Here is a 22,756-nt window from a genome sequence, read left to right on the forward strand (position 1 = left end):
CGAGAGTGGAGGATGTCAGCCCCGCGAGGAATCGCGGATGCTGGTGATGATGGCGCTGAAGTCCTTGCCACCGTTGTCCTGCGCGAACTCGTCGTACAGGGCCGCCGCTGCCGCGCCGAGCGGAGCGACCGTACCAGTGCTCTCCAGGGCCGCGAGCGCGAGCCCGAGGTCCTTGTTCATGAGAGCCGTGGCGAAGCCGGGCGTGAAGTCGTTGTTGGCGGGAGAGGTGGGAACCGGACCGGGGACCGGGCAGTTGGTGTGCAGCGCCCAGCTGTTGCCGGTGGCGCCGGTGACCACGTCGAACAGGGCCTGGTGATCGAGCCCCAGCCCCTCGGCGAGCACGAACGCCTCGGCGATCGCGATCTGGTGCACGGCCAGCACCATGTTGTTGCAGACCTTGGCGGCCTGGCCGGCCCCGGCGCCGCCACAGTGGATGACCTTGCCCGCCATCGGTTCGAGCACGGGCTGCGCGGCCGCGAACGCCTCGTCCTCGCCGCCGACCATGAACGCCAGCGTGCCGGCGGTCGCCCCCTTGACGCCGCCCGAGACGGGCGCGTCGACCTGCAGCATCCCGGCGGCCACGGCTTTGGAGTGCACCGCGCGGGCGTCGTCGACCGAGATGGTGGAGGAGTCGATGAACAACGTCCCCTCCTCCGCCTCGCCCAGGACGTCGTCGTAGGTCGACGTCACGAGCGCGCCGTTGGGCAGCATCGTGATGACCACCCCGGCACCCCGGACCGCCTCGGCGGGCGAGTCACACACGGTGATCCCCGCGGTGCGGGCCGCGTCCTGTGCCGCCGCGACCGGGTCGAAGCCTCTGACGTTCAGTCCGGCGCCGACCAGGTTGGCGGCCATGGGTCCACCCATGTTGCCCAACCCGAGAAATGCCACGGTCTGCGATCGGTTGTCCATGTCCTACGCTCCCAGTCCGCGCGCGGCGACGGCCCGGCCGACGACGACGCGCATGATCTCGTTCGTCCCCTCCAGGATGCGGTGCACCCGGAGATCTCGCACGATCTTCTCTATTCCGTACTCGGCCAGATACCCGTACCCGCCGAAGAGCTGCAACGCCCGGTCGGCGATGTCGTAGCAGTGGTCGGTGACGAAGAGTTTCGCCATGGCGCACTGCTCCACGTGATCCGGCTCCTTGGCGTCCAGGGCGGCCGCGGCCCGCCACAGCATGAGCCGGCTCGCCTCCAACTCCGTGGCCATCTCGGCGAGGGTGAAGCGGATGGTCGGCTCGTCGATCAACGCACCGCCGAAGGCCTCCCGGTCCCGCACGTGGGCGACGGCCCGCGTGTACGCGTCCTGCGCGCCGCCCAGAGAACAGGCGGCGATGTTGATGCGCCCGCCGTTGAGTCCCCGCATCGCGATGGTGAACCCCAGGCCCTCACCACCGGTGTCGGCGCCACCGATGAGGTTCGCGGCCGGGACGCGCACGCCCTCCATGATCACCTGTGCGGTGGGCTGGGCGTTCCAGCCCATCTTCTGCTCGTCCGGCCCGAAGCTCAGGCCCTCGGCATCCGCCGGGACGAGGAAGGCCGAGATCCCCTTGGGTCCGGCCTCACCGGTGCGCGCCATCACCACGTAGACGTCCGACTGTCCGCCGCCGGAGATGAACTGCTTGGTGCCGGTGAGGACGTACTCGGCGGTCTCGCCCTCGCCCTCCTTCACCGCCTTCGTCCGAAGCGCCGCCGCGTCCGAACCGGCGCCCGGCTCGGTCAGGCAGTAGCTCGCGAACAGCTCCAGGGATGCCATTCGTGGGATCCACTCGTGACGCTGCTCGTCGGTGCCGAACTCGTCGACCATCCACACGCACATGTTGTGGATGGACAGGTACGCGGCCACCGACGGGCAACCGCGGGCGAGCTGCTCGAAGATCCGGACACCGTCCAGGCGTCGCATCCCGCTGCCCCCGACGTCCTCCGAGATGTAGATGGCGCCCATCCCCATCTCGGCCGCCTCGCGGAGGACGTCCTTGGGGAAGTGGTGGGTCGCGTCCCACTCCTGTGCCTTGGGCGCGATCCGCTTGACCGAGAAGTCGTAGGCGGTGTCGACGATGACCTTGTCGTCGTCATCAAGGGTGAACATCGGGGTTCCTCTCCCACGGTTCGGCGGTTCCTACAGTGCGGCGGTTCCCACAGTGCGGCGATTCCCACACTGCGGCGGTTCCTTCAGTGCGGCGGTGACGTTCCCGCGGTGCGGAGATCAGTCCATCGTCGGGATGTTGAAGTCCGCGCCGTCCTTGATGCCGGAGGGCCAGCGCTGGGTGACCGTCTTGACCTTGGAGTAGAACTTGATCGACTCCGGGCCGTGCTGGTTGAGGTCGCCGAATCCGGACTTCTTCCAACCGCCGAAGGTGTGGTACGCGATCGGCACCGGGATCGGCACGTTGACGCCGACCATGCCCACCTGCACGTTGGACACGAACTCGCGGGCGGCGTCGCCGTCGCGGGTGAAGATGGCCACGCCGTTGCCGTACTCGTGCTCGTTGGGCAGGCGCAGGGCCTCGTCGTAGTCCTTGGCGCGGACCACCACGAGGACGGGGCCGAAGATCTCGTCGGTGTAGACACTCATGTCCGGGGTGACCTTGTCCATGAGCGTGGGGCCGACGTAGTAGCCGCCGGAGATGTCCTCGCCGTTGAACTCATCCGTGTAGCCCCCGACGCCCCGGCCGTCGACGAGGAGCTCCGCGCCGGCCTTCTCGCCCTGGTCGATGTAGTCCAGCACGCGGGCCTTGGACTCGGGGGTCACCAGCGGGCCGTAGTCGGACTGCGGGTCGTGGCTGTGGCCCACCCTGAGTGCCTTGACCTTGGGCAGCAGCTTCTCCAGCAGCGCCTCGGCCGTGCCCTCCCCCACCGGGACGGCCACCGAGATGGCCATGCAGCGCTCGCCGGCCGAGCCGAAACCGGCTCCGACCAGGGCATCGGCCACCTGCTCCATGTCCGCGTCCGGCATAATGACCGCGTGGTTCTTGGCGCCGCCGAAGCACTGCGCCCGCTTGCCGGTGCGGGCCGCGTTCTCGTAGATGTACTGCGCGATGGGCGTGGATCCGACGAACCCGACGGCCTGGATCGTGTCGCTGTTCAGGATCGCGTCCACGGCCTCCTTGTCGCCGTGGACGACCTGGAAGATGCCGTCGGGCAGGCCCGCCTCGGTGAAGAGCTCGGCCAGCCGGACCGGGACGGAGGGATCGCGCTCGGAGGGCTTGAGGACGAACGCGTTGCCGCAGGCGATCGCCGGGCCGGCCTTCCACAGCGGGATCATGGCCGGGAAGTTGAACGGGGTGATGCCGGCGACCACACCGAGCGGCTGGCGCATCGAGTAGACGTCGACACCCGTGCCGGCGTTCTCGGTGAACTCGCCCTTGAGCAGGTGCGGGATGCCGATCGCGAACTCGACGACCTCGAGGCCGCGCTGGATGTCACCCTTCGCGTCCGGGGTGGTCTTGCCGTGCTCGATCGCCAGCAGCTCGGCCAGCTCGTCCATGTTCTCGTTGACGAGGGCGACGAAACGCATGAGGACGCGGGCGCGCTTCTGCGGGTTCTGTGCGGCCCATGCCTTCTGCGCGTCGGCGGCCTTGGCGATCACGTCGTCGACCTCGGCGGTCGACGCCAGCGGAACCACGGCCTGCGCCTTACCCGTGCTGGGGTTCAACACCTCGTGGGTGCGCCCGCCCGTCGCGGCGACCCTCTTGCCGTTGATGTAGTGCTCGATCTGCCTGAGATCCGACATGGACATCCCTTCGTCGTGAGGCCGCGGTCTCGAATGTCCGCGTGCCACTTCTCCCGTGATGGCCATCACTCTATACTTGCATCTCCTAGTAATCCAGGCCCCGGCCCCCTCGCCACCGCCGACCCTCCCCATTCGGGTGTACCGCCACCCGACCGGCCACCCATACTGTGAGCTGACTCACTTGCAGTGCCCGTTTTCACCCATGCCCGCTCACAGGAGACTCCATGGCCCCGCTCGCCACCGACGCCACCACCCGTTTCCGCACCGCCCGCGACTTCCTGCAGGCCAACGCGGAGAACTACGACGCTGCCCGGGCCGGCTTCTCGTGGCCCGAACTCGACGAGTGGAACTGGGCTCTCAACTGGTTCGACGTCGAGGCCGAGGGGAACACCGATCCCGCGCTGTGGATCGTCGAGGAGCACGACGGTGGCGGCGCCCCGACCGAGGCGAAGTACTCCTTCGACGAGATGCGGATCCGCTCGGACCGCACCGCCAACTGGCTGCGCGAGTCCGGGGTCGGGCCCGGCGACCGGATACTGCTCATGCTGGCCAACCAGGTGGAGCTCTGGGACGTCATGCTCGCGGTGATCAAGCTCGGCGCCGTGGTCATCCCCGCCACCACCCTGCTCGCCGAGGGTGACCTGCGCGACCGGATCGCGCGGGGCGGGATCAAGCACGTGATCGCCCGCGCCGAGCTCGCCGAGCGCTTCGACGACATCTCCGGCGACTACCAGCGATTCTCGGTCGGCCGAACCGACGCCGGCGACGCCACCGGGAACGCTCCCGAGGGCTGGACCGACCTCGCCGCGGCGATGGACGCCTCCCCGGACTTCGAGCCCAGCCACACCACCCGCGCCGACGACACGCTGCTGCTGTACTTCACCTCCGGGACCACCAGCAAGCCCAAGCTCGTCGAGCACACCCACGCCTCCTACCCGGCCGGCCACCTGTCGACCATGTACTGGATCGGCCTCCAGCCGGGCGACGTCCACCTCAACGTGTCCTCGCCCGGCTGGGCGAAGCACGCGTGGTCCAACGTGTTCACCCCGTGGATCGCCGGGTCGTGCGTGTTCATCTACAACTACTCCCGCTTCGACGCCACGGCGATGATGCGCGAGATGGACCGCTGTGGGGTCTCCAGCCTGTGCTGCCCGCCCACCGTGTGGCGCATGCTCATCCAGGCCGACCTGACCCAGCTCATGACCCCGCCGCGCCTGGCCGTGGGCGCCGGTGAGCCCTTGAACCCAGAGGTGATCGGCCGCGTCCGCGACGCGTGGGGCGTGACCATCCGCGACGGCTTCGGCCAGACCGAGACCACCGTGCAGATCGCCAACACCCCGGGCCAGCCCATCAAGGACGGGTCCATGGGCCGCCCGTGCCCCGGCTTCGACGTGGCGCTGGTGGACCCGGCCACGGGACAGGAGGTCACGGGCACCGGTGCGGAGGGCGAGATCTGCCTGCGCCTGGACCCCCGCCCGCTCGGACTGATGGTCGGCTATCACGGCGACCCGGACCGGACCGACGCCGCCTACGCGGACGGCTTCTATCACACCGGCGACGTGGGCTCGCGGGACTCCGAGGGCTACATCACCTACGTCGGCCGGACGGACGATGTGTTCAAGTCCTCCGACTACCGGATCTCGCCGTTCGAGCTGGAGTCCGTCCTGTTGGAGCACCCGGCGGTGGCGGAGGCCGCGGTCGTGCCGTCCCCGGATCCGGTGCGGCTGAGCGTGCCCAAGGCCTTCGTCGTCCTGGCCGGCGGCTGGGAGCCGACCGAGGACACCGCGCGCCAGATCTTCGACTACTCCCGCACCCACCTGGCCGGCTACAAGCGGGTCCGCCGTCTCCAGTTCACCGACCTGCCCAAGACCATCTCCGGCAAGATCCGCCGAGTCGAGTTGCGCAAGGGCGAGAGCGAGAACGGCCCGTCCGTGGACTTCCCCGGAGAGTTCCGGGAGGAGTCACTGCGGTGACGGCCGGTTCCCGGCCCCGCTCGGGCCCGGCTGCTCCACCGCCCCACTCGGGCGCGGTGGGCGCGCGGGTGAACGTGTGACCGGAACGGGACGAAGGAACGACGACGACGACGAGCTGGCCGCCGCGTCGGACATGCAGTCCGCTCCCGACGCGTATCGGGCAGCTCGCGGTCCTGCTCAGGGTCGGACGATGCCGTCGATCTCCTCGGGGGTCCACGGCGGGCTGTCGTGGAAGTCGCGGTAGGCCAGGATCTCTGCCTCCGGCGTGGGGAATCGCCCGATGAACCCTCCCGAGCCGGCGAACACCCCGCCGGTGACCCCGGCGGACAGGTCGGAGACCAGGTAGGTGTAGAGCGGCGCGACGTACTCCGGCCCGGCCGGGTCCAGGGCACCGGCCACGCTGAGCTCGTCGAGCATGCCCCTGCGGCCCAACTCGCGGATCTGCTCCTCGTAGTCCTCGCCGCTCGACAACCTGGTCCGCGCGCCCGGGCACACCACGTTCGCCCGCACCCCGTGCTCGGCGAGCTCGGCCGCGATCGCCATGGTCAGGGATGTGACAGCGCCCTTGCCGGCCGGGTAGCCCGTACCCCCGTAGTCGCCCTTCCAGGCGAACGACGACGTGGTGACGATCGCGCCCGAGCCGGCCGCCACGAAGTGCGGCGCGAACACTCGGCACGCCGTGAACACCGTACCGAGGTGGGCGTCCATGAGCGCAGCGAAGTCCGCGTGGGACACGGTGAGGATCGAGGACCCCGCCGGTTCCGGCACGCCCGCGCACGTGATGAGACCGGACACCACCGACCCACCCCCGGCGGCCTTCGCGAGCAGCGACTCCGCCACCGCGGTGTCGTGTGCCGACCCGGCGACCCCGGTGATCCGCCCGTCGGACCGCGCGGCGAGCTCGGCGACCCGGTGCTCCAGCGCCGCCTCGTCGCGCCCGTTGAGCACCACGTCGGCGCCGCGGGCGGCCAGGTCGTCCGCGACAGCCGCGCCGATGCCGCGGGAGGACCCGGTGACCGCGAAGGCCCTCCCGTCGAGCCGCAGACCGGTCACGTCGCCCGGCCGCCGCCCGGTCCCACCGTCCGGCCGCGGCCCGGTCACGCCGTCCCGGCGGCGTCCGTGCGCCGGTCGTGGTCGGGGGCGCGCTCCGCCACCAGGCGGCGCGCCCAGCCGTAGTCGGTCTTGCTGCTGGGGTGGCGTTCGACGCGGTCGACCACCCAGTACGCCACGGGGATCTTGAACCCGGCCAGGTGCTCACGGAGAGCGAGACCGACGGCGTCGAGGTCCCCCGGGTGCCCGGCAGCATCCGAGGTGCTGTCCGGAGAGGCCGGGGAGCCGTCCGGAGAGGGGGCGGACCACTGGACCACTGCGCCGACACGGTGACCGAAGCGCTCGTCCGGCACCCCGAAGACCACGGCATCCTCGATCCCGGCCACCGCCTTGAGCGCGGCCTCGACCTCCTCGGCGAAGATCTTCTCGCCGCCGGAGTTGATCACCTGACTGGCCCGGCCGAGCATGATGATCGTGTCGGGGCCGTCGTACCGCCCGCGGTCGCCGGTGAACACCCGTCGGCTGCCGGCCACCTCCCGGAAGGTCTCGGCGGACTTGGCCTCGTCCTTGTAGTAGCCACTGGGCTGGTACCCGGATTTGACGATCCACCCGATCTCGGCGGAGTCGTCGGGCAGGGGTTCGTCGAGGTCGTCCACGAGTTGGAGGGTCGTACCGCGCGGGATCCGCGGGCCGTGGTCGGAGAAGAGCGACCCGTCGTCGAGGTTGGCCTTGGTGACCACACCCAGACCGCCGAAGCCGCTCTCGGAGGAGCCGAAGGCGTCCATGATCATCAGGTCGGGGCGCAGTCCGAGCAGGTCCGCCTTGACCGAGGGGGAGAACAGGGCCGCTCCCGAGCTGACCATGAACATGCTCGAGGTATCGGGCTCGGTCCGTCGCATCTGGTCCACGAGCGGCCGGACCATCGCGTCGCCGGCCACCACGGCGACCTGGATCTTCTCGCTCTCGATCTCCTCCAGGACGTCTGCCGCCCGGAAATGTGGGAGATAGTGCATGGTGCCGCCGGCGAACAGGCCGGTGAAGCTGGGCATGATGCCCGAGGTGTGGATGAGCGGGAGCAGGATGAGGTACCGCAGGGGGTCGCCGCCGAGACCCGCCTTGGACTGGTGGTACTCGTCGGGCACCGGTTCGCCCGTGTGGTAGTCCGCGCCGCCGCCGAGGCTGCGCCACAGGTCCTCCTGGCGCCACATCACACCCTTGGGCTTGCCGGTGGTGCCGCCGGTGAACACCAGGTAGAGATCGTCGCCGCTCCGCTCCAGCCCGGGACGCCCGGCCGAGGCGGCGTCGAGGGTCTCGCGGGCGGGTAGTGCGCCGTCCGGGAGGGTGTCGACGCCCGAGCCGTCCTCCACCACGATGGTGTGGCGGATCGCGTCGAGCCCGCTGACCGCCTCGGTCACCGCGGCGCCGAACTCACGGTGGAACACCAGCACGCTGGTATCGGAGTAGTCGTAGAGGTAGCGCAGTTCCGGGCCCGAGTAGCGGTAGTTGATGCTGATCGTCACCGCCCGCAGCTTGAGGACACCGAGGATGAGAGCCAGACAGTCCACCCCGTTGCGCAGGTGCACACCGACGTGGTCGCCGGCCCCCACCCCCAGCGAGGAGAGCGCCGAGGCCCACCGGTTGGCCTCGGCCTCGAGGTCGGCGTAGGTGAGACGGCGTTCGTCCTCCACCACCGCCAGTCGGTCGGCGCCGTAGGCGTCCACGGCGTGTTCGAAGAGGTCTGCCAGGTTGTGTGCCATGTGGTGTCCTCCGTGACGGGGGTCGGGTGTGTTCTCTCGGGGAGAGGCCGGTCTCAGACCGGGGTGATCGGCAGTGGCGTGCGGGTGGGTCCGAAGTCGAACGCCGCGCCGGTACTGATCCGGGTGACGGCGACCTCGTCGGACTCCTTCGCGGGTTCGTCACCGAGCCGCAGGGTGGCCGCCACACGGGAGCCGTCCGAGGGCACGCGTTCCACGGTCCAGTGCGGGTCCACGGCCTGCGCTGCCGCGGCGAGTGGACGCAGCCCGTCCCGGGCCAGCAGGGGCATCCAGGTGTCGTCGGCGAACGCGTCCGCCGCGGTGTCCCAGGCGACGGTGACGCTCGCGCCGTCGTCGGAGACCGACGAGGAATACCCCGTGTAGGCGGTCGGGCCGGCCAGCGGGTGCAGATCGAGCACGGCGGCCAACCCGTGCGCGTCCCCGTCGACGCCGAGGACGTCACGGATCCGTCCCGCGGCGACCCCCGCTATCCCGGTCGCCTGATACGCCAGCAGCCGGTCCGCGGTCTCGGCGTCCGACCGGCGGCGCACCGACTGGTGGAAGCCCACCGCCAACAGGTGCATCTGCAGGTACACCTCGCGGGTGATGCGGATGAGCGCGGCGGAGGTGAACTCCGGGAAGCTCAGATCTGTCAGCAACGGGCCGGCGTAGTCGTCCCGCGCGCCCTCACCGGTGGTGTCCTGCGGCGCCGGCGGGTCGAAGGCGAAGTCGATCAGTCGGCTGCTCTCCGACTCCACCGCCGGCTCGGGCCACGGCGCCGGTTCCACGTCCGGGTCGATCCGTACGGTCCAGTGGCAGTGCGGCGTGCGGCCCTCCGGGCTGCGTGGCGGACGGTGGATCGGTTCGACGACGGCCCGTGGGTTGGTGGCCAGGGCGGTGGCCGGGAAGGTGGGGTCCTCGATGTCGTGGCACATCGTGGTGACGAGCCGGTCCCCCATCGGTTCGACGTCCATCAGCGCACCGCAGTGGTCCAGCCAGAACTCGCCGTGGTCGTGGTCGGTGACCCCGTACCGGAAGTCCATGAACTCCGGCGGCGCACCCACGTCCAATTGGAAGCCCTTGAAGATCTCCGCGACGCCGTCGCCGGTGATCGACAGCGCCTCCTTCATGCGTCGGGTGTAGTGCGGGCTCGCGGCCTGCCACTCCTCGATCGCCACGTCCCGCATCCCGTCCACGCCGAACTCGCCGAGCAGGGCGGGCATCCCCGCCCGGTCGATGAGCTGGCCGATCAGCAGGAGGTCAGGGACCAGCCGTGCGAGCCTCGCGTGGTCGAGGGACTCCAGGGGATCGCGGGACCCGTTCCCGTCGCGCGTGGACACCGGACTCAGACCTCGTCCGGTGCGGACACCGGCCACAGCGGGGCGGGACTGTCCTCGATGCGGTACCACCCGGCCGGCTTGTCACCGGCCGCCTCGAACCGCGCCTTCATGGAGTCGGTGAGCGCGTCGGCCTCGTACATGCGCATGAACAGGTCAACCACGTTGCCGAAGTCGAAGAAGTCGCGCTGCCACGCCCACTGCTGGTGTCCGTTGTAGAGGAACCACGATCCGCCGAGCCCGTGGACCTCGTACGGCTGTCCCGTCTTGGGGTCGACGGTGTCCCGGGCGATCTGCTTCCACAGACACAGCACGTCGCCGGTCTCGGGGTCGATGATGTTCCGGATGTAGGGGTACTCCCAGCCGTCGAGACCGGCCATCTCCTTGCCCAGCGCGATGTCACGGATCTCGTCCCGGCCCACGGCCATGAAGTCGTCCTTGGTGCCGTAGTTCCAGCCGTAGGTGGCGTCCTCGGCGTAGAAATCCGCGAGCGGCGTCCAGTCCTTGTTGCGCTCGCACTCCGCGTTGGCCTCGATCCAGCGCTGCACGAACTCGGCGATCTCGGCACGGTCGTATCGGGTCACGTCACTCACTCCTGGTGTGTCTGGTTCTCGACGAGGCGGAGTGCCTGCGTCGGGCAGTACTTGACGGCGTCCTTGACGGCTGCGAGCTGGTCGGCGGGGATGTCCCCGCGCTTGGCACGGACCTTGGCCTCGGAGCCCTTGCCGACCGTGAACCAGTCCGGGGCCTCGGCCTGGCACTCCGCGTGTCCCTGGCACAGGTCGAAGTCGACCTCCACGCGCATCGGCGTCACCCCGTCCATCAGCGCTGCCGCCTGCGGTAGCGGACGGTGCACGGCTGGGCCAACTGGACCACCATCTTGGAGTGGTCGTTGTGGTAGCTCTCCGGTGGCTGGGCGAGCTCGAACTCGAACTCCCGCAGCAGGATCGAGAAGATGGCCTTGATCTGGAGCTGGGCGAACGCGGCTCCCACGCAGCGGTGCCGTCCGGCGCCGAAGGGGATCCAGGTCCACCGGTTGACGATGTCCTCCTGGCGCGGCTCGGCGTAGCGGTCCGGGTCGAACGCGTCGGCGTCCGGGAAGTCCTCGGGCAGCCGGTTGGACACCGCCGGGGACGCCGCGACGGTCTGCCCGGCGCGGACGACGTGGTCCCCGATCTGCACGTCCTCCTGCGCCACCCGCATGAGGATGATGAGCGGCGGGTGCAGGCGCAGCGTCTCCTTGAGGGCGTTCTCCACCTTGGGCATCTGACGCAGCGCACCGAAGCTGTACTCGGCCCCGTCGGAGTAGACCTCGTCGAGTTCGGCGACCACCTGCGCGAGGTAGTCCGGGTGCTTGAGCAGCTCGATGAGCATCCACGCGCTGGTGCCGGAGGTGGTGTGATGCCCGGCGAACATCATGGAGATGAAGATGCCGGTGACCTCGTCTGCGGTGAAGCGGTACGTGCCGTCGTCGTTCTTGACCGAGACCAGCACGTCGAGCAGGTCGCGGTCCTCCTTGCTCGCCGGCGGCTCGGCCATCCGCTGGTCCATGATCCCGGAGACCAGCTCGACCAGCCCCGCACGGGCCGCGTCTCGCTTGCGGAACGCCGGGATGTCGGCGTAGGCGTCGATGTACGCGTGGGGGTCGGTGCCCTGCTCGAGGTCGTGATACAGGTGCGCGAAGCGGGCATCGAGCTGCTCGCGGAACTTCGGACCGATCAGGCACGCCGAGGAGGTGTAGATGGTGAGCTCGGAGAACCACTCGAGGAGGTCGATCTCACCCTCGTCGCCCCATTCGCCCACCATGCGCTGGACCTCGTCGGGGATGGTGACGGCGTGCTGGCGCATGTGCTCGCCGCGCAGCGCCGTGTTGTGCAGCATCTCCGAGCGGCGCTCCGGGCTGGCGTCGAAGACGACGCCCTCACCGAAGACCGGCGTCATGAACGGATAGGCGGCGGCCTGGTCCAGTGACTCGTCAGGGGCGCGGAAGAAGGCCTCGTTGGCGGCCGCGCCGGAGGCCAGGCAGATGTCACGGTCGACGATCTTGAACACACCCAGGTCGCCGCACTCCTCACGGACCCGCCAGAACAGGCTGATCGGATCGGTGCGGAGTTCGTCCATGTGGCCGAGCTCGCCCTGGCCTCCGGAGACCCGCTGCGGTTCGGTGAGGGTGGAGAAGTCGGTGGGCTTGTCGGTGGAGCTGTCGGTGCTGGTCACGAGTAGTCCTCCTCGATAGGGGCCTCCGGCTGGATCTCCAGCTCGGTGATCTGGGCGCCGCGGGGCATCGACACCATGGCGGCGACCCCCCGGGCGAGGTCGGCCGGTTTACACATGCGCGGGTGGCGACCGAAGCCGTGCTTGACCCAGTCGTTGATGACCGATTCCGCGGTCTCCGGGTCGAACTCGGTACCCATCTCGGTCATCACCGGGCCGGGGCGGACCACGCCGAGGCGGATCCCCGTGCCCTCGAGTTCCTTGCGGGCCTGGTGGGCCATGGTCTCCAGACCGGCCTTGGCCGCCACGTACGCGCCGGAGCGGGGACGGGCGGTGTAGGCGACGTCGGAGCCGATCAGGACCACGTCACCCCGGCGGCGCCGGACCATCCCGGGGACCACGGCGTGGAGCAACCGCTGCACGGCGAGCAGGTGGATGTCGATCTGCGAGGCGAAGTCGTCGGGGTCCATCTCCCACACGCGGGCCATCTTCAGCGTGCCGGCGCTGGAGACCAGCACCTCGGGTGGGCCGTAGGCCTCCCCGGCGGCGGCCACGAACTCGGCGACGGACTCCGCGCTGGTCACATCGACGGGTCGAGCGGTGGCATGTCCCCCGGCCTCCCGGATCCGGCTGACCAGGTCGTCGAGGCGGTCGGCCCGACGAGCACCCACGACGACGGGGTGGCCGAGCGCGGCCAGCGCCTCCGCGGAGGCCCGTCCGATCCCCGAGGAGGCGCCCGTGACGAGTGCCGGACGTTCGGCCACGTCCAGCTGCGGCGGGAATCTGAGACTCATCGGCGTCTGCCCTCGACCCGCATGGGCAGACGCGCGAAGCCACGCACGTTGGAGGAGTGCACGCGCTGGGCGCCGGGCAGGATCTCGTAGCCCGTGATGGAACGCGAGATCTGATCGAGCGCGATCCGACCCTCGAGTCGCGCCAGGTGCGCACCGAGGCAGAAGTGCGGCCCCTGCCCGAAGCTCAGACTCGCGGAGGTGTCACGGCCCAGGAGGAAGGCGCCGGAGTCCTCGAACACCTCCTCGTCGCGGTTGGCCGCACCGATGAGCAGGAGCACCTTCTGGTCGGCCGGGATGGTGACGTCGCGGACCGTGACCTCCTGCATCGTGGTGCGCAGGACCAACTGACTGGAGGTGTCATAGCGCAGGGTCTCCTCGACCCAATCGGACACCCGGTCGGGGTCGTCGATGACCAGTTGCGCCTGGTCGGGGTACTGGTGACCCCAGAACATCGCGTTGGCGAGCAGCTTGGTGGTGGTCTCGTTGCCCGCCACCACCATGAGGAAGAGGAAGGAGAGGATCTCGTCCTCGTCCAGCTTCTCCCCGTCGATCTCGGCGTCGATGAGCGCCGAGGTGAGGTCCTCGGTCCGCTGCTTGCGCCGCTCGGCGACCATGCCCTGGTAGTAGGCAATCAGGTCGAAGGCCGCGACCATGGAGTCCTCGGGAACGTCCTGACCGCCCTCCTCGCGGTGCATGACGAGGTCCGCGAGTCGGCGGAGCTCGTCCCGGTCGGACTCCGGCACCCCCATGAGGTCGGAGATGACGTCCATCGGCAGCTTGCCGGCGTAGTCCTCGACGAAGTCGAACTCGCCGCCGTCACGAGACCTGTCGAGGCACTCGTCCCAGTACTGACGGGAGATCCGCTCGATGCCCTCGGAGAGCGCGTCGACCCGGCGGGAGGTGAAGCCCTTGCTCACGAGCTTGCGCAGGCGCGCGTGCCGCGGGTCGTCCATCGCGAGGAAGGACATCGTCTTGTAGGCGTGCGGCCCGTACGCCGCCGGGTCCAGGGAGACACCCATCGAGTTGGAGAACACGTCGGGCGCACGGAAGGCCTCACGGACGTCGGCGTGCTTGCTCAGCGCCCAGAAGTCGAGGTCCGGGTTGTGGTAGACGGGCGCCTCGGCGCGCAGCCGGGCGTAGAACGGATACGGGTCCTCGTGCACGGCGTAGTCGTACGGGCTGAACACGAGCGGGGCGGGAGTCGCGGTGGTCATGTCTCGGGTCACCTCAGGATGAGTCGGGCGGCGGATTCGATGGCGTCCGCCATGTCGGAGTAGGAGCCGTAGCCCATGCCTGCTCGGACGAGAGCGCCCGCGTAGACCATCTCCAGCGCGTCGACCACCTCGTCGTCGCTCTCGTCCCCCAGCGCGGCCACCAGACGGCGACGGATGTCGGCGCCGATCCGGATCCTCAGGTGGGAGACCTCGGGGTCGTCGCCCAACAGAGCGGCGGTGACCGCCGAGGAGAGTTCGGGCTCGTCCGCGAGCAGCAACGCGACGTCGCGCAGGACAGCCACCACCCGATCCACCGTCGAGCCGCTCCCGACGCCCTCGGTGACGTGGTCACGGAGGCGCCGCCAGAAGACCTCGGCGATGAGGTGGCCCTTGGAGGAGAAGTAGGTGTAGGCGGTGGCCGGGGCGACACCGGCCCTGGAGGCCACCGCCCTTACCGCGAGGCCGCCCGGCCCCTTCTCGCGCAACACCTCGACGGCGGCACTGGTGAGGCGGTCGACGGTCTCGGCCTGTTGGCCGTTGAGGCGCCGCCGCGTCGATTCGAATCGAACGTCACTGGACATGTGTCTGGACAGTACACCACTCGCCGGACTATCGTCTAGACAGTTGTCCACCCACTCCGGTGCCCAACAACCCGGACGTCCGCCACCCCGGTCGTCCATCACCCCGGATGTCCATGAACCCCGACGGAAGGCTCCCCGTGACGACGAGCACCACCTACGACGCCCCGCTCCTCATCGACGGCGAGCTGCGCCCGGCCTCCGGGGCAGGCACGTTCGACGTCCTCAACCCGGCCACCGAGGAGCTGATCGGCCGCGCGGCCGACGGCACCGCCGCGGACATGGACGCGGCCATCGCCGCCGCCCGCACGGCGTTCGACACCACCACCTGGTCCACCGACCACGCGTTCCGCGCCTCCTGCCTGCGCCAGCTGCGCGATGCGCTGCAGTCCCACACCGAGGAGCTGCGGGCGCTGACCATCGCCGAGGTGGGCGCCCCCCACATGTTCACCACCGGCCCGCAGCTCGAGGGCCCGGTGGCCGACCTCGGTTGGCTGGCCGACCTGGTGGACGCGTACGAGTGGGTCGAGGAACTGGGCGAGTCCGAGGTCATGGGGATCCGCTCCCACCGCTCGGCGCGCCGGGAGGCCATCGGCGTGGTCGGTGCGATCACCCCGTGGAACTTCCCCAACCAGATCAACCTGGCCAAGATCGGGCCCGCGCTGGCGGCGGGCTGCACCGTGGTGCTCAAGCCCGCGCCCGACACCCCGCTCATCGCCGCGGCCGTGGCCCGGATCGCCGCCGAGGAGACCGACATCCCCGCGGGCGTGCTCAACGTGGTCTCGTCCTCGGACCACGGCGTGGGCGCCCAGCTGACCACCGACCCGCGCGTGGACCTGGTCTCGTTCACCGGGTCCACCGCCACCGGAAAGAAGATCATGGTGGCCGCGGCGGAGACCCTCAAGAAGGTCTTCCTCGAGCTGGGCGGCAAGTCCGCCGCGGTGGTGCTCGACGACGCCGACCTCAACGCCGCGTGCTTCATGACGGCCCTCAACGCCTGCACCCACGCCGGCCAGGGCTGCGCCCTCACCACCCGACTGGTGGTGCCGCGCGAGAAGTACGACGAGGCCGTCGAGGCCGCCAAGGGCGCCATGGCGGCCTTCGCGCCGGGCGACCCCACCGACCCGGGCACCCTGTGCGGTCCGCTGATCTCCGAACTGCAGCGCGAGCGGGTCGAGGGCTATATCGCGCTGGCCGTGGAGGAGGGCGGCACCATCGAGGTCGGCGGCGGTCGCCCCTCCGGCCCGGACAAGGCCACGGGCTTCTGGGTGGAGCCCACCCTGATCTCCGGACTCGACAACACCGCGCGGGTGGCCCAGGAGGAGATCTTCGGCCCCGTCCTCGTCGTCATCCCCCACGACGGCGACGACGACGCGGTCCGGATCGCCAACGACTCCCCCTACGGACTCTCCGGCGCCGTCTGGGGAAGCGACCTCGACCGCGTCGAGAAGGTCGTGGCGGGCATCCGCACCGGAACGCTCGGGGTGAACGGCGGCGTCTGGTACGGCGCCGACGTGCCCTTCGGCGGCTACAAGCAGTCGGGCATCGGCCGCGAGATGGGCCGGCAGGGTTTCGAGGAGTACCTCGAGACCAAGTCCGTGGCCACCCCGGCCTGACACTCCACCCACACCTGAACCACCACCCCTACCAAGGAAGCAGAGACAGACATGGGACGTTTTGACGGCAAGTCCGTGATCGTGACCGGCGCGGCCGGCGGAATCGGCGAGGAGTACGCCAAGGCGCTCGCCGCGGAGGGCGCGAAGGTCGTGGTGGCCGACGTCTCGGACACCGAAGGCGAGCGCGTGGCCGCGGAGATCGTCGCCGCCGGCGGCGAGGCCTTCTTCCAGCACACCGACGTCTCCGACGCGGACTCGGCCGGCGCGTGTGCCGACGCCACCGTGGAGAAGTACGGCCAGCTGGACCTGCTGGTCAACAACGCCGCGATCTTCGGCGGCATGAAGCTCGATTTCCTCATCACGGTGCCGTGGGACTACTACCAGAAGTTCATGCAGGTCAACATGAACGGCCAGCTCCTCATGGTCCGCGCCTGCTGGGAGAAGATGGCGGCGGCCGGCGGCGGCGCGATCGTCAATCAGTCCTCCACCGCCGCGTGGCTCTACTCGGGCTTCTACGGCCTGGCCAAGGTGGGCGTCAACGGCCTGACCCAGCAGCTGGCCACGGAGCTGGGCGGGTCCAACATCCGCATCAACGCCATCGCCCCGGGACCGATCGACACCGAGGCCAACCGCACCACCACCCCCCAGTCGATCGTCAAGGACATGGTCGACAAGCTCCCCCTCAAGCGGATGGGCCAGCCGGAGGACCTGGTGGGCATGCTGTTGTTCCTGCTCTCGGACGAGGCGTCGTGGATCACCGGGCAGATCTTCAACGTCGACGGCGGACAGGTCATCAGGTCGTGAGCGAGCATCCGGTCACGAGCACCGACGCCTCCGCACGGATCGGCACCGGCGCGCCGGAGGACTCCCCCGCACCCGTCGGGTTTGTCGGGCTCGGGAACATGGGGGCACCCATCGCCCGCCGGCTCCTGTCGTGGCCCGGTGGCCTGGTGGTCTGCGATGTCCGTCCCGAGGCCGCCGAACCGTTCGTCGCCGAGGGGGCCACCGCCGCCGCGACGCCGGCAGAGGTGGCCCGGACCGCACGACTGGTCTCGGTGACGGTGCTCGACGACGCCCAGGTCCGCGACGTCGTCGACGGCCCCGACGGGATCCTGCGCACTGCAGCGCCCGGAACCGTGGTCGCTGTCCACTCCACCATCTCCGACTCCACGGCCGTAGAGCTGGCCGAGGTGTGCGCGGCCGTGGGGGTGCACCTGGTGGACGCCCCGGTCTCCGGCGGTGCGCCCGGGGCCGAGAAAGGCGAGCTCGCGGTGATGGTCGGCGGACCGCGCGAGGTCTACGAGGCCTGCAAGCCCGTCTTCGCCCTGTGGGCCGCCATGCCGGTCCACGCCGGAGAGGTGGGCTCGGGAACGCAGATGAAGCTGGCCCGCAACCTGCTGCACTTCATCTCCTTCACCGCCACCGCCGAGGCCTCGCGCCTGGCGGAGGCGGCGGGCGTCGACATCGCCAAGCTGGGCCGGGTGGTCCGCCACACCGACGCCATCACCGGTGGCGCCGGCGCCGTGATGTTGCGCGAGACCACCGCACCGATCGCCGAGGACGACTTCTGGCACGGCGTGTTCACGCACGTCCGAGGCCTGGGCGAGAAGGACCTGTCCCTGGCCCTGGCGCTGGGCGAACGACTGGACGTGGACCTTCCCCTGGGCAGGATCGCCCTGCGGGACCTGGGTGCCGGGTTCGGCGTGGGGCCCGGTGAGATCGCCCGCCGGGCCACGGCCGCGGGTGCGGACGTGGACCGTGGGAGCGACGACCACAGCAACGACAGCGACGACGACGAGGGAGCACGATGAGCGACACCCCAGAGTCCGGCACGACCCCCGAGCGTGAGCGCGGGTTGGCCATGATGACCGAGGTCTACGGCTTCGAGATGACCGACGGCCCCGGCGACTACTTCGCCGAGACCGCAGACCACCTCTTCGGGCGCGTGTGGTCCCGTCCGGGCCTGAGCCATCGCGACCGCCGCCTGCTCCTGCTGGGCGCACTCACCGCACAGGGCAACACGGACATCGCCGACATCCAGGTCGGTGCCGCGCTGGGCAACGACGAGCTCACCCCGGAGGAGCTGGAGGAGATCGTGCTGTTCCTCTGCTACTACGCCGGCTGGCCCAACGGCACCAAGCTGGGCAACGTGGTGGGCCCCCACGTGGCGCGCGCCCGCAAAGCCGCACGACGGGCAGCCTCAGAGGCCGGCTCAGAGGCCGCCTCCGATGCCGGGGGCGAGGGCAGAGGACCGGGGTGAGGGCGGGAGTCGGGAGTGGAGTCACGGGCGATAGGTTTATGACATGACCGCACCCCAGATCGACCAGGCGCTGCTCGACGTGGCGCTCGCCGCCCCCGGCTTCATGCCGCTGGACGAGGGCCGCACCCTCTACGAGATCGCCTGCGAGTACCTGGGCGACGGGGTGGGGGTCGAGATCGGCACCTACTGCGGCCGGTCCACCGTGTTCCTGGGCGCGGCCGCACGGGTGACCGGCGGCAGCATCGTCACCGTCGACCACCACCGGGGCTCCGAGGAGCACCAGCCCGGTTGGGAGTACCACGACACCGCCCTGGTGGACCCCCACACCGGCCGCCTGGAAACCCTCGTGGCGTTCCGGCACACGATGTGGGACGCGAAGCTCGACGACGTGGTGACGGCCGCGGTGGGTACCTCGAGCCAGGTGTCCCGCATCTGGGGCACGCCCGCCTCGTTCGTGTTCATCGACGGCGGCCACTCCTCCGAGGCTGCGCAGGCCGACTACGAAGGATGGGCACCGTGGGTCGCTGTCGGCGGTGCGCTGCTGATCCACGACGTGTTCCCGAACCCCGAGGACGGCGGTCGCCCGCCGTACGAGATCTACTGCCGCGCCCTCGAATCGGGTCAGTTCACCGAGGTCCGCGCCGTGGACTCGCTGCGCGTCCTGCGCCGCGACTCCGGCGAGGTCGGCGCACCCATGCCGTGAGGCCCGTGCCCGTTCACCCCGCCCAGCGGCCGCCCGCGCTCCACACGTCACCGGAGCCCGGGCGGCCGCGGCGCGTGTGCAGGAACCTCCCGACCACGGCCGCGCCCAGGTCGTCGACGTCCGGGGCGACCACCGTGCCGCCGACCCGGCGGGCCAGCGCGTCGAGGAATCGCCCGAGACCCGGGTCGTCACCGAGCCGGAAGAACGTGGTCTGCGCACCGAATCGCACCACCCTGTCAAGCTCGTCGACGGTCGTGCGGATGGTCTCGGGCGCGGGCGGGTAGCCGAACCACGGGTCCCCGCTGCCCAGCAGGTGAGCGGTCGGCTCGCCGTCGGTGACGATGAGCAGCACCGGCTGCATCGACGGGTGCTTGCGGAAGAACCGGCCGGCCAGCAGCAGCGCGTGGTGCAGGTTCGTCCCCATCTCGTACTCGGCGTCCAGGGAGAGCAGTTCCTCCACCGTCCGCGTCTGGGCGAATCGGCCGAACGAGATGAGCTGCAGCGTGTCCTGCCGGAACCGGGTGCTGACCAGGTGGTGCAGCGCCAGGGCCGTGCGTTTCATGGGGACCCACCGGCCCTCCATCGCCATGGAGAACGACGTGTCGACCAGCAACGCCACGGCCGCCTGGGTCCGCGACTCGGTCTCCCGCACTTCGATGTCGTCCGGGAGCAGGCGGATCCCGCCGCCCGGGTCTCCCCCCTCGGCCGCGACCCGGGAGACGGCATTGGTGACGGTCCGTGGCACGTCCCAGGACTCGACGTCACCGAACTGCCATCCGCGGCTCGATCCCGTCTGTTCGCCGGCCGCCCCGGAGATCCGTGTCTCGCGGGCGCCGGTGCGGCCCGAGAGCCGGCGTGCGGCGTCACGCAGGAGGGACCCGCCGAGCTTGCGCAGCGCGGCCGGGGACAGCCTCAGGTCGCCGTCGGGGCGCCTGCTCAGGTATCCGGACTCGCGCATCGACTGCTCGAGCCGCGCCAGGGTCCGCAGGGACACGGCGGCATCGCGACCGAGGTGACGGGCCACGGCCTCGAGGTCCAGCTCGGACAGCGGTGAGCCCTCGCTGCCCCGCGCCAGCTGCTCGGCGAGCCGGTCGAGGTCGCCGAGTTCGGCCATCGCCGCCGCACCCTCCGACAGGCCCAGCCCCTGCTCGCCCTCGAATTCCGCGGAACCGTCCCAGTCCTCTCCGGGCCGGAGCGACTGGAGCAGACCGTCGAGCCGCCCGAGCTGCTCCATGAGCTCCGGCGAGCCGAACGCCTGTTGCGAGAGCGCCATGAGCTCCTCCCGCTGCTCCGCGGTCATGGACCGCATCATGCGTTGGGCGGCCGCCGCGCGCCGGGCCAGCACGTCGATGAGCTCGTCGATGTCGGCGGGCTGCTCGGGGAAGGAGTCTGAGTGCTTGTCCATGAACCGCTCGAAGTCCTCGGGGGTGTCCTGCCCGCGGGAGTGCTTGTCGAGCAGTTCGGTGAGGTCGGTGAGCATCTCCGACACCGCCGCGCGGTCGGCGTCGGTGGCGTTCTCCAGTGCCTTCTTCATCCCGGCGAACCGGGACTCGAGCGCCTCCGCCCCGAGCAGGTCCTGGATCCGGCGGTAGGCCTCGCGGGCGTCCGAGGAGGCCCAGTCGTAGTCGGCCAACTCCCCGACGGCGGCGGCCGGGGAGTCCGGCAGGTTCTCGATGGTCATCTCCCGCAGGGTGCGGTCCATCGGGTCCATCTGCGTGTCCCGGGCCAGCTGCCCGCGTTCGGCCAGCAGAGCCTCCTCGAGGAGTTCGGCCACCTCCCCGAGGGTGCCGCCGAGGTGGTTCCGCTCGAGCAGTTCGCAGCGCCGTCGCTGCACCCTGCCCGCGAGTTCGTCCAGTCCGGTCTGGTCGCGACCGCCCCGGCGTAGGAACTCGCGCATCGACCGCTCGGGCGAGTACCCGGACATCACCCCGTCGGAGACGGCGTCCAGCGCCTCGGACAGGTCGAGTGGGGGTGCGAGCGGATCCGGACCGCCGGCGTAGCGCCCGTACCGGGCCCGGGGTTCTTCTCGCGACATCGTGGACCTCCTCCTGTGGTGGCCTTCGGCTCTGCCGTAACTCAGCCGTAGACGGCGGCGCCGTCCCCCGTCTCCTTGGACAGGCGCCGCGAGAGGAACAACCCCTCCAACGCCAACTCGATGGCCCCGGCCCGTTGCCCCACGGTCGTCGCGCCCTGGCGCTCGGAGATCCGGTCGTACAACCCCGGGTCAGAGAGCTCGGGCAACGCCCCGAGGAACTCCGCGGCGGTCACGCTGGCACCGGTCGTCAGGGTCACCGAGCCGTCGAACGCCTCGACCAGGGGCGCCAGGTCGAGCCCGCGGAACAGGTCCCGAACCACGTCAACGGTGGCGCTGCGTAGCAGGTAGCGCAGGATCTCCGGCTCGCGCCCCTCCTCGCCCGGCTCGAATTCGATCTTCCCGCGTAGGACGTCGACGGCGGCGTCGACGTCGACCAGACGGGCCACCGCCTCACCCGGGTCGTCGGTCCCCCGGACGGCGGCGCGACGCCTGGCCGCCGCGGCGACGGTCTCGGCCCCGGCGATCGCGAACCGCGCGGACACCCCCGACGCCTGGTTGACCGAATCCGAGGTCCGGAGTTCGCGCGTGAACCGGGCGAGCAGCTCCATCAGGGCGTCCGGCACCTCCGCGGTGAGGTCGGCCTCCTGTCGCACGACCTCGATCTCGTCGGACAGGTCCAACGGGTAGTGCGTACGGATCTCGGCCCCGAAACGATCCTTGAGCGGGGTGATGATGCGGCCGCGGTTGGTGTAGTCCTCCGGGTTGGCCGAGGCCACCACCAGCACGTCGAGGGGCAGTCGCAGCACGTAACCCCGGATCTGGACGTCGCGTTCCTCCATGACGTTGAGCAGCGCCACCTGAATGCGCTCCGCCAGGTCGGGGAGTTCGTTGAGCGCCACGATGCCCCGGTTCGCGCGGGGTACCAGCCCGTAGTGGATGGTCTCCGGGTCGCCGAGCCGCCGTCCCTCCGCCACTCGCATCGGGTCGACGTCGCCGATCATGTCCGCCACGGAGGTGTCCGGGGTCGAGAGTTTCTCGACGTAGCGCTCGGACCGGTGCCGCCACTCGATCGGCAGGGTGTCCCCCTCCCGCTCGATCCGTTCCCGGGTCGCCGTGGTGATCGGCACGAGCGGGTCCTCCCCCAGCTCGGACCCCGCCACGACGGGCGACCACTCGTCGAGCAGGCCCACCAGGGTGCGCAGCAGTCGGGTCTTTCCCTGCCCGCGTTCGCCCAGCAGGACGATGTCGTGGCCGGCGATGATCGCCCGCTCGACCTGGGGGATGACCGTCGTGTCGAAGCCGTGCATCCCGGGCCAGGGATCGCGGCCCGCGGCCAGCTCCGCGAGGAGGTTGTCGCGCATCTCCACGCGCAGGGTTCGGCTGGTGTACCCGGCGGCGCGCAGTTCGCCGAGGGTCTGGACGTCCGGCTTCTCGCTCACAGCGCCCACGGTAGTCCTCCGGGCGCCTCACGTGCGTCCACCTCGAGTGGAGTC

Annotated in this window: 20 protein-coding genes; 6 read left to right on the plus strand and 14 right to left on the minus strand. The window is 70.3% G+C overall.

Annotation, left to right across the window (positions count from 1 at the left end):
• Positions 1–15: 15 nt before the first annotated feature.
• From mmsB to A6048_RS12690, 3 genes are all read right to left on the minus strand, one after another.
• The gene (gene mmsB, locus A6048_RS12680; RefSeq protein WP_107746234.1) at positions 16–912 is read right to left on the minus strand and encodes a 3-hydroxyisobutyrate dehydrogenase; all 897 of its coding nucleotides are present in this window, start codon (positions 910–912) and stop codon (positions 16–18) included.
• A gap of 3 nt (positions 913–915) precedes the next feature.
• On the minus strand, positions 916–2,091 hold the full coding sequence (locus A6048_RS12685) for an acyl-CoA dehydrogenase family protein (RefSeq protein WP_107746232.1): 1,176 nt from the start codon (positions 2,089–2,091) through the stop codon (positions 916–918).
• A gap of 117 nt (positions 2,092–2,208) precedes the next feature.
• Positions 2,209–3,735: a CoA-acylating methylmalonate-semialdehyde dehydrogenase gene (locus tag A6048_RS12690; RefSeq protein ID WP_107746653.1), complete on the minus strand. Its 1,527-nt coding sequence runs from the start codon at positions 3,733–3,735 to the stop codon at positions 2,209–2,211.
• 224 nt (positions 3,736–3,959) lie between these two features.
• Between A6048_RS12690 and A6048_RS12695 the strand changes: the two genes are divergently transcribed.
• Positions 3,960–5,708: an AMP-binding protein gene (locus A6048_RS12695; RefSeq protein WP_107746229.1), complete on the plus strand. Its 1,749-nt coding sequence runs from the start codon at positions 3,960–3,962 to the stop codon at positions 5,706–5,708.
• 177 nt (positions 5,709–5,885) lie between these two features.
• Here the strand turns inward: A6048_RS12695 and A6048_RS12700 are convergent, their stop codons facing one another.
• From A6048_RS12700 to A6048_RS12740, 9 genes are all read right to left on the minus strand, one after another.
• Positions 5,886–6,761: an SDR family NAD(P)-dependent oxidoreductase gene (locus A6048_RS12700; protein ID WP_107746652.1), complete on the minus strand. Its 876-nt coding sequence runs from the start codon at positions 6,759–6,761 to the stop codon at positions 5,886–5,888.
• A 44-nt stretch (positions 6,762–6,805) separates the two neighbouring features.
• Positions 6,806–8,515, minus strand: a complete 1,710-nt coding sequence (locus tag A6048_RS12705) for an AMP-binding protein (RefSeq protein WP_107746227.1) — start codon at positions 8,513–8,515, stop codon at positions 6,806–6,808.
• A 53-nt stretch (positions 8,516–8,568) separates the two neighbouring features.
• On the minus strand, positions 8,569–9,852 hold the full coding sequence (locus A6048_RS12710) for a hypothetical protein (protein WP_107746651.1): 1,284 nt from the start codon (positions 9,850–9,852) through the stop codon (positions 8,569–8,571).
• 5 nt (positions 9,853–9,857) lie between these two features.
• Positions 9,858–10,433 (minus strand): nuclear transport factor 2 family protein, encoded by a 576-nt coding sequence (locus A6048_RS12715; protein ID WP_107746225.1) that lies wholly within the window; start codon positions 10,431–10,433, stop codon positions 9,858–9,860.
• 5 nt (positions 10,434–10,438) lie between these two features.
• A complete protein-coding gene (locus tag A6048_RS12720) occupies positions 10,439–10,654 on the minus strand; it encodes a ferredoxin (protein WP_107746650.1) in 216 nt (71 codons plus the stop codon).
• A gap of 17 nt (positions 10,655–10,671) precedes the next feature.
• Positions 10,672–11,970 (minus strand): cytochrome P450, encoded by a 1,299-nt coding sequence (locus A6048_RS12725; RefSeq protein WP_107746649.1) that lies wholly within the window; start codon positions 11,968–11,970, stop codon positions 10,672–10,674.
• A gap of 92 nt (positions 11,971–12,062) precedes the next feature.
• The gene (locus A6048_RS12730) at positions 12,063–12,857 is read right to left on the minus strand and encodes an SDR family oxidoreductase (RefSeq protein WP_107746223.1); all 795 of its coding nucleotides are present in this window, start codon (positions 12,855–12,857) and stop codon (positions 12,063–12,065) included.
• Positions 12,854–14,071, minus strand: a complete 1,218-nt coding sequence (locus A6048_RS12735; RefSeq protein WP_107746221.1) for a cytochrome P450 — start codon at positions 14,069–14,071, stop codon at positions 12,854–12,856. The genes A6048_RS12730 and A6048_RS12735 overlap by 4 nt, the downstream gene beginning before the upstream one ends.
• 8 nt (positions 14,072–14,079) lie before the next feature.
• Positions 14,080–14,652, minus strand: coding sequence for a TetR/AcrR family transcriptional regulator (locus A6048_RS12740; protein WP_107746219.1), 573 nt, complete (start codon positions 14,650–14,652; stop codon positions 14,080–14,082).
• A gap of 113 nt (positions 14,653–14,765) precedes the next feature.
• Between A6048_RS12740 and A6048_RS12745 the strand changes: the two genes are divergently transcribed.
• The 5 genes from A6048_RS12745 to A6048_RS12765 all read left to right on the plus strand — a co-directional run bounded on the left by A6048_RS12745 (position 14,766) and on the right by A6048_RS12765 (position 19,228).
• The gene (locus tag A6048_RS12745) at positions 14,766–16,265 is read left to right on the plus strand and encodes an aldehyde dehydrogenase (RefSeq protein ID WP_107746217.1); all 1,500 of its coding nucleotides are present in this window, start codon (positions 14,766–14,768) and stop codon (positions 16,263–16,265) included.
• A 51-nt stretch (positions 16,266–16,316) separates the two neighbouring features.
• Complete coding sequence (locus A6048_RS12750; protein ID WP_107746215.1) at positions 16,317–17,069, plus strand: SDR family oxidoreductase; 753 nt, start codon at positions 16,317–16,319, stop codon at positions 17,067–17,069.
• 98 nt (positions 17,070–17,167) lie between these two features.
• On the plus strand, positions 17,168–18,076 hold the full coding sequence (locus A6048_RS12755; protein WP_235027434.1) for an NAD(P)-dependent oxidoreductase: 909 nt from the start codon (positions 17,168–17,170) through the stop codon (positions 18,074–18,076).
• A complete protein-coding gene (locus A6048_RS12760; RefSeq protein ID WP_107746213.1) occupies positions 18,073–18,525 on the plus strand; it encodes a carboxymuconolactone decarboxylase family protein in 453 nt (150 codons plus the stop codon). The genes A6048_RS12755 and A6048_RS12760 overlap by 4 nt, the downstream gene beginning before the upstream one ends.
• Positions 18,526–18,568: 43 nt before the next feature.
• Positions 18,569–19,228, plus strand: coding sequence for a class I SAM-dependent methyltransferase (locus tag A6048_RS12765; RefSeq protein ID WP_107746211.1), 660 nt, complete (start codon positions 18,569–18,571; stop codon positions 19,226–19,228).
• Between the two features lie 13 nt (positions 19,229–19,241).
• On the opposite strand, the gene A6048_RS12770 is transcribed toward A6048_RS12765, so the two are convergent.
• Together A6048_RS12770 and A6048_RS12775 are read right to left on the minus strand one after the other, a co-directional pair.
• Entirely contained in the window at positions 19,242–21,263 is a 2,022-nt protein-coding gene (locus A6048_RS12770; RefSeq protein ID WP_107746209.1) for a vWA domain-containing protein, read from the minus strand.
• Positions 21,264–21,304: 41 nt separating this feature from the next.
• The gene (locus A6048_RS12775) at positions 21,305–22,702 is read right to left on the minus strand and encodes a sigma 54-interacting transcriptional regulator (RefSeq protein ID WP_235027430.1); all 1,398 of its coding nucleotides are present in this window, start codon (positions 22,700–22,702) and stop codon (positions 21,305–21,307) included.
• Positions 22,703–22,756 lie beyond the last annotated feature (54 nt).

Source organism: Dietzia psychralcaliphila (assembly GCF_003096095.1).
Taxonomy (GTDB): Bacteria; Actinomycetota; Actinomycetes; order Mycobacteriales; family Mycobacteriaceae; genus Dietzia; species Dietzia psychralcaliphila.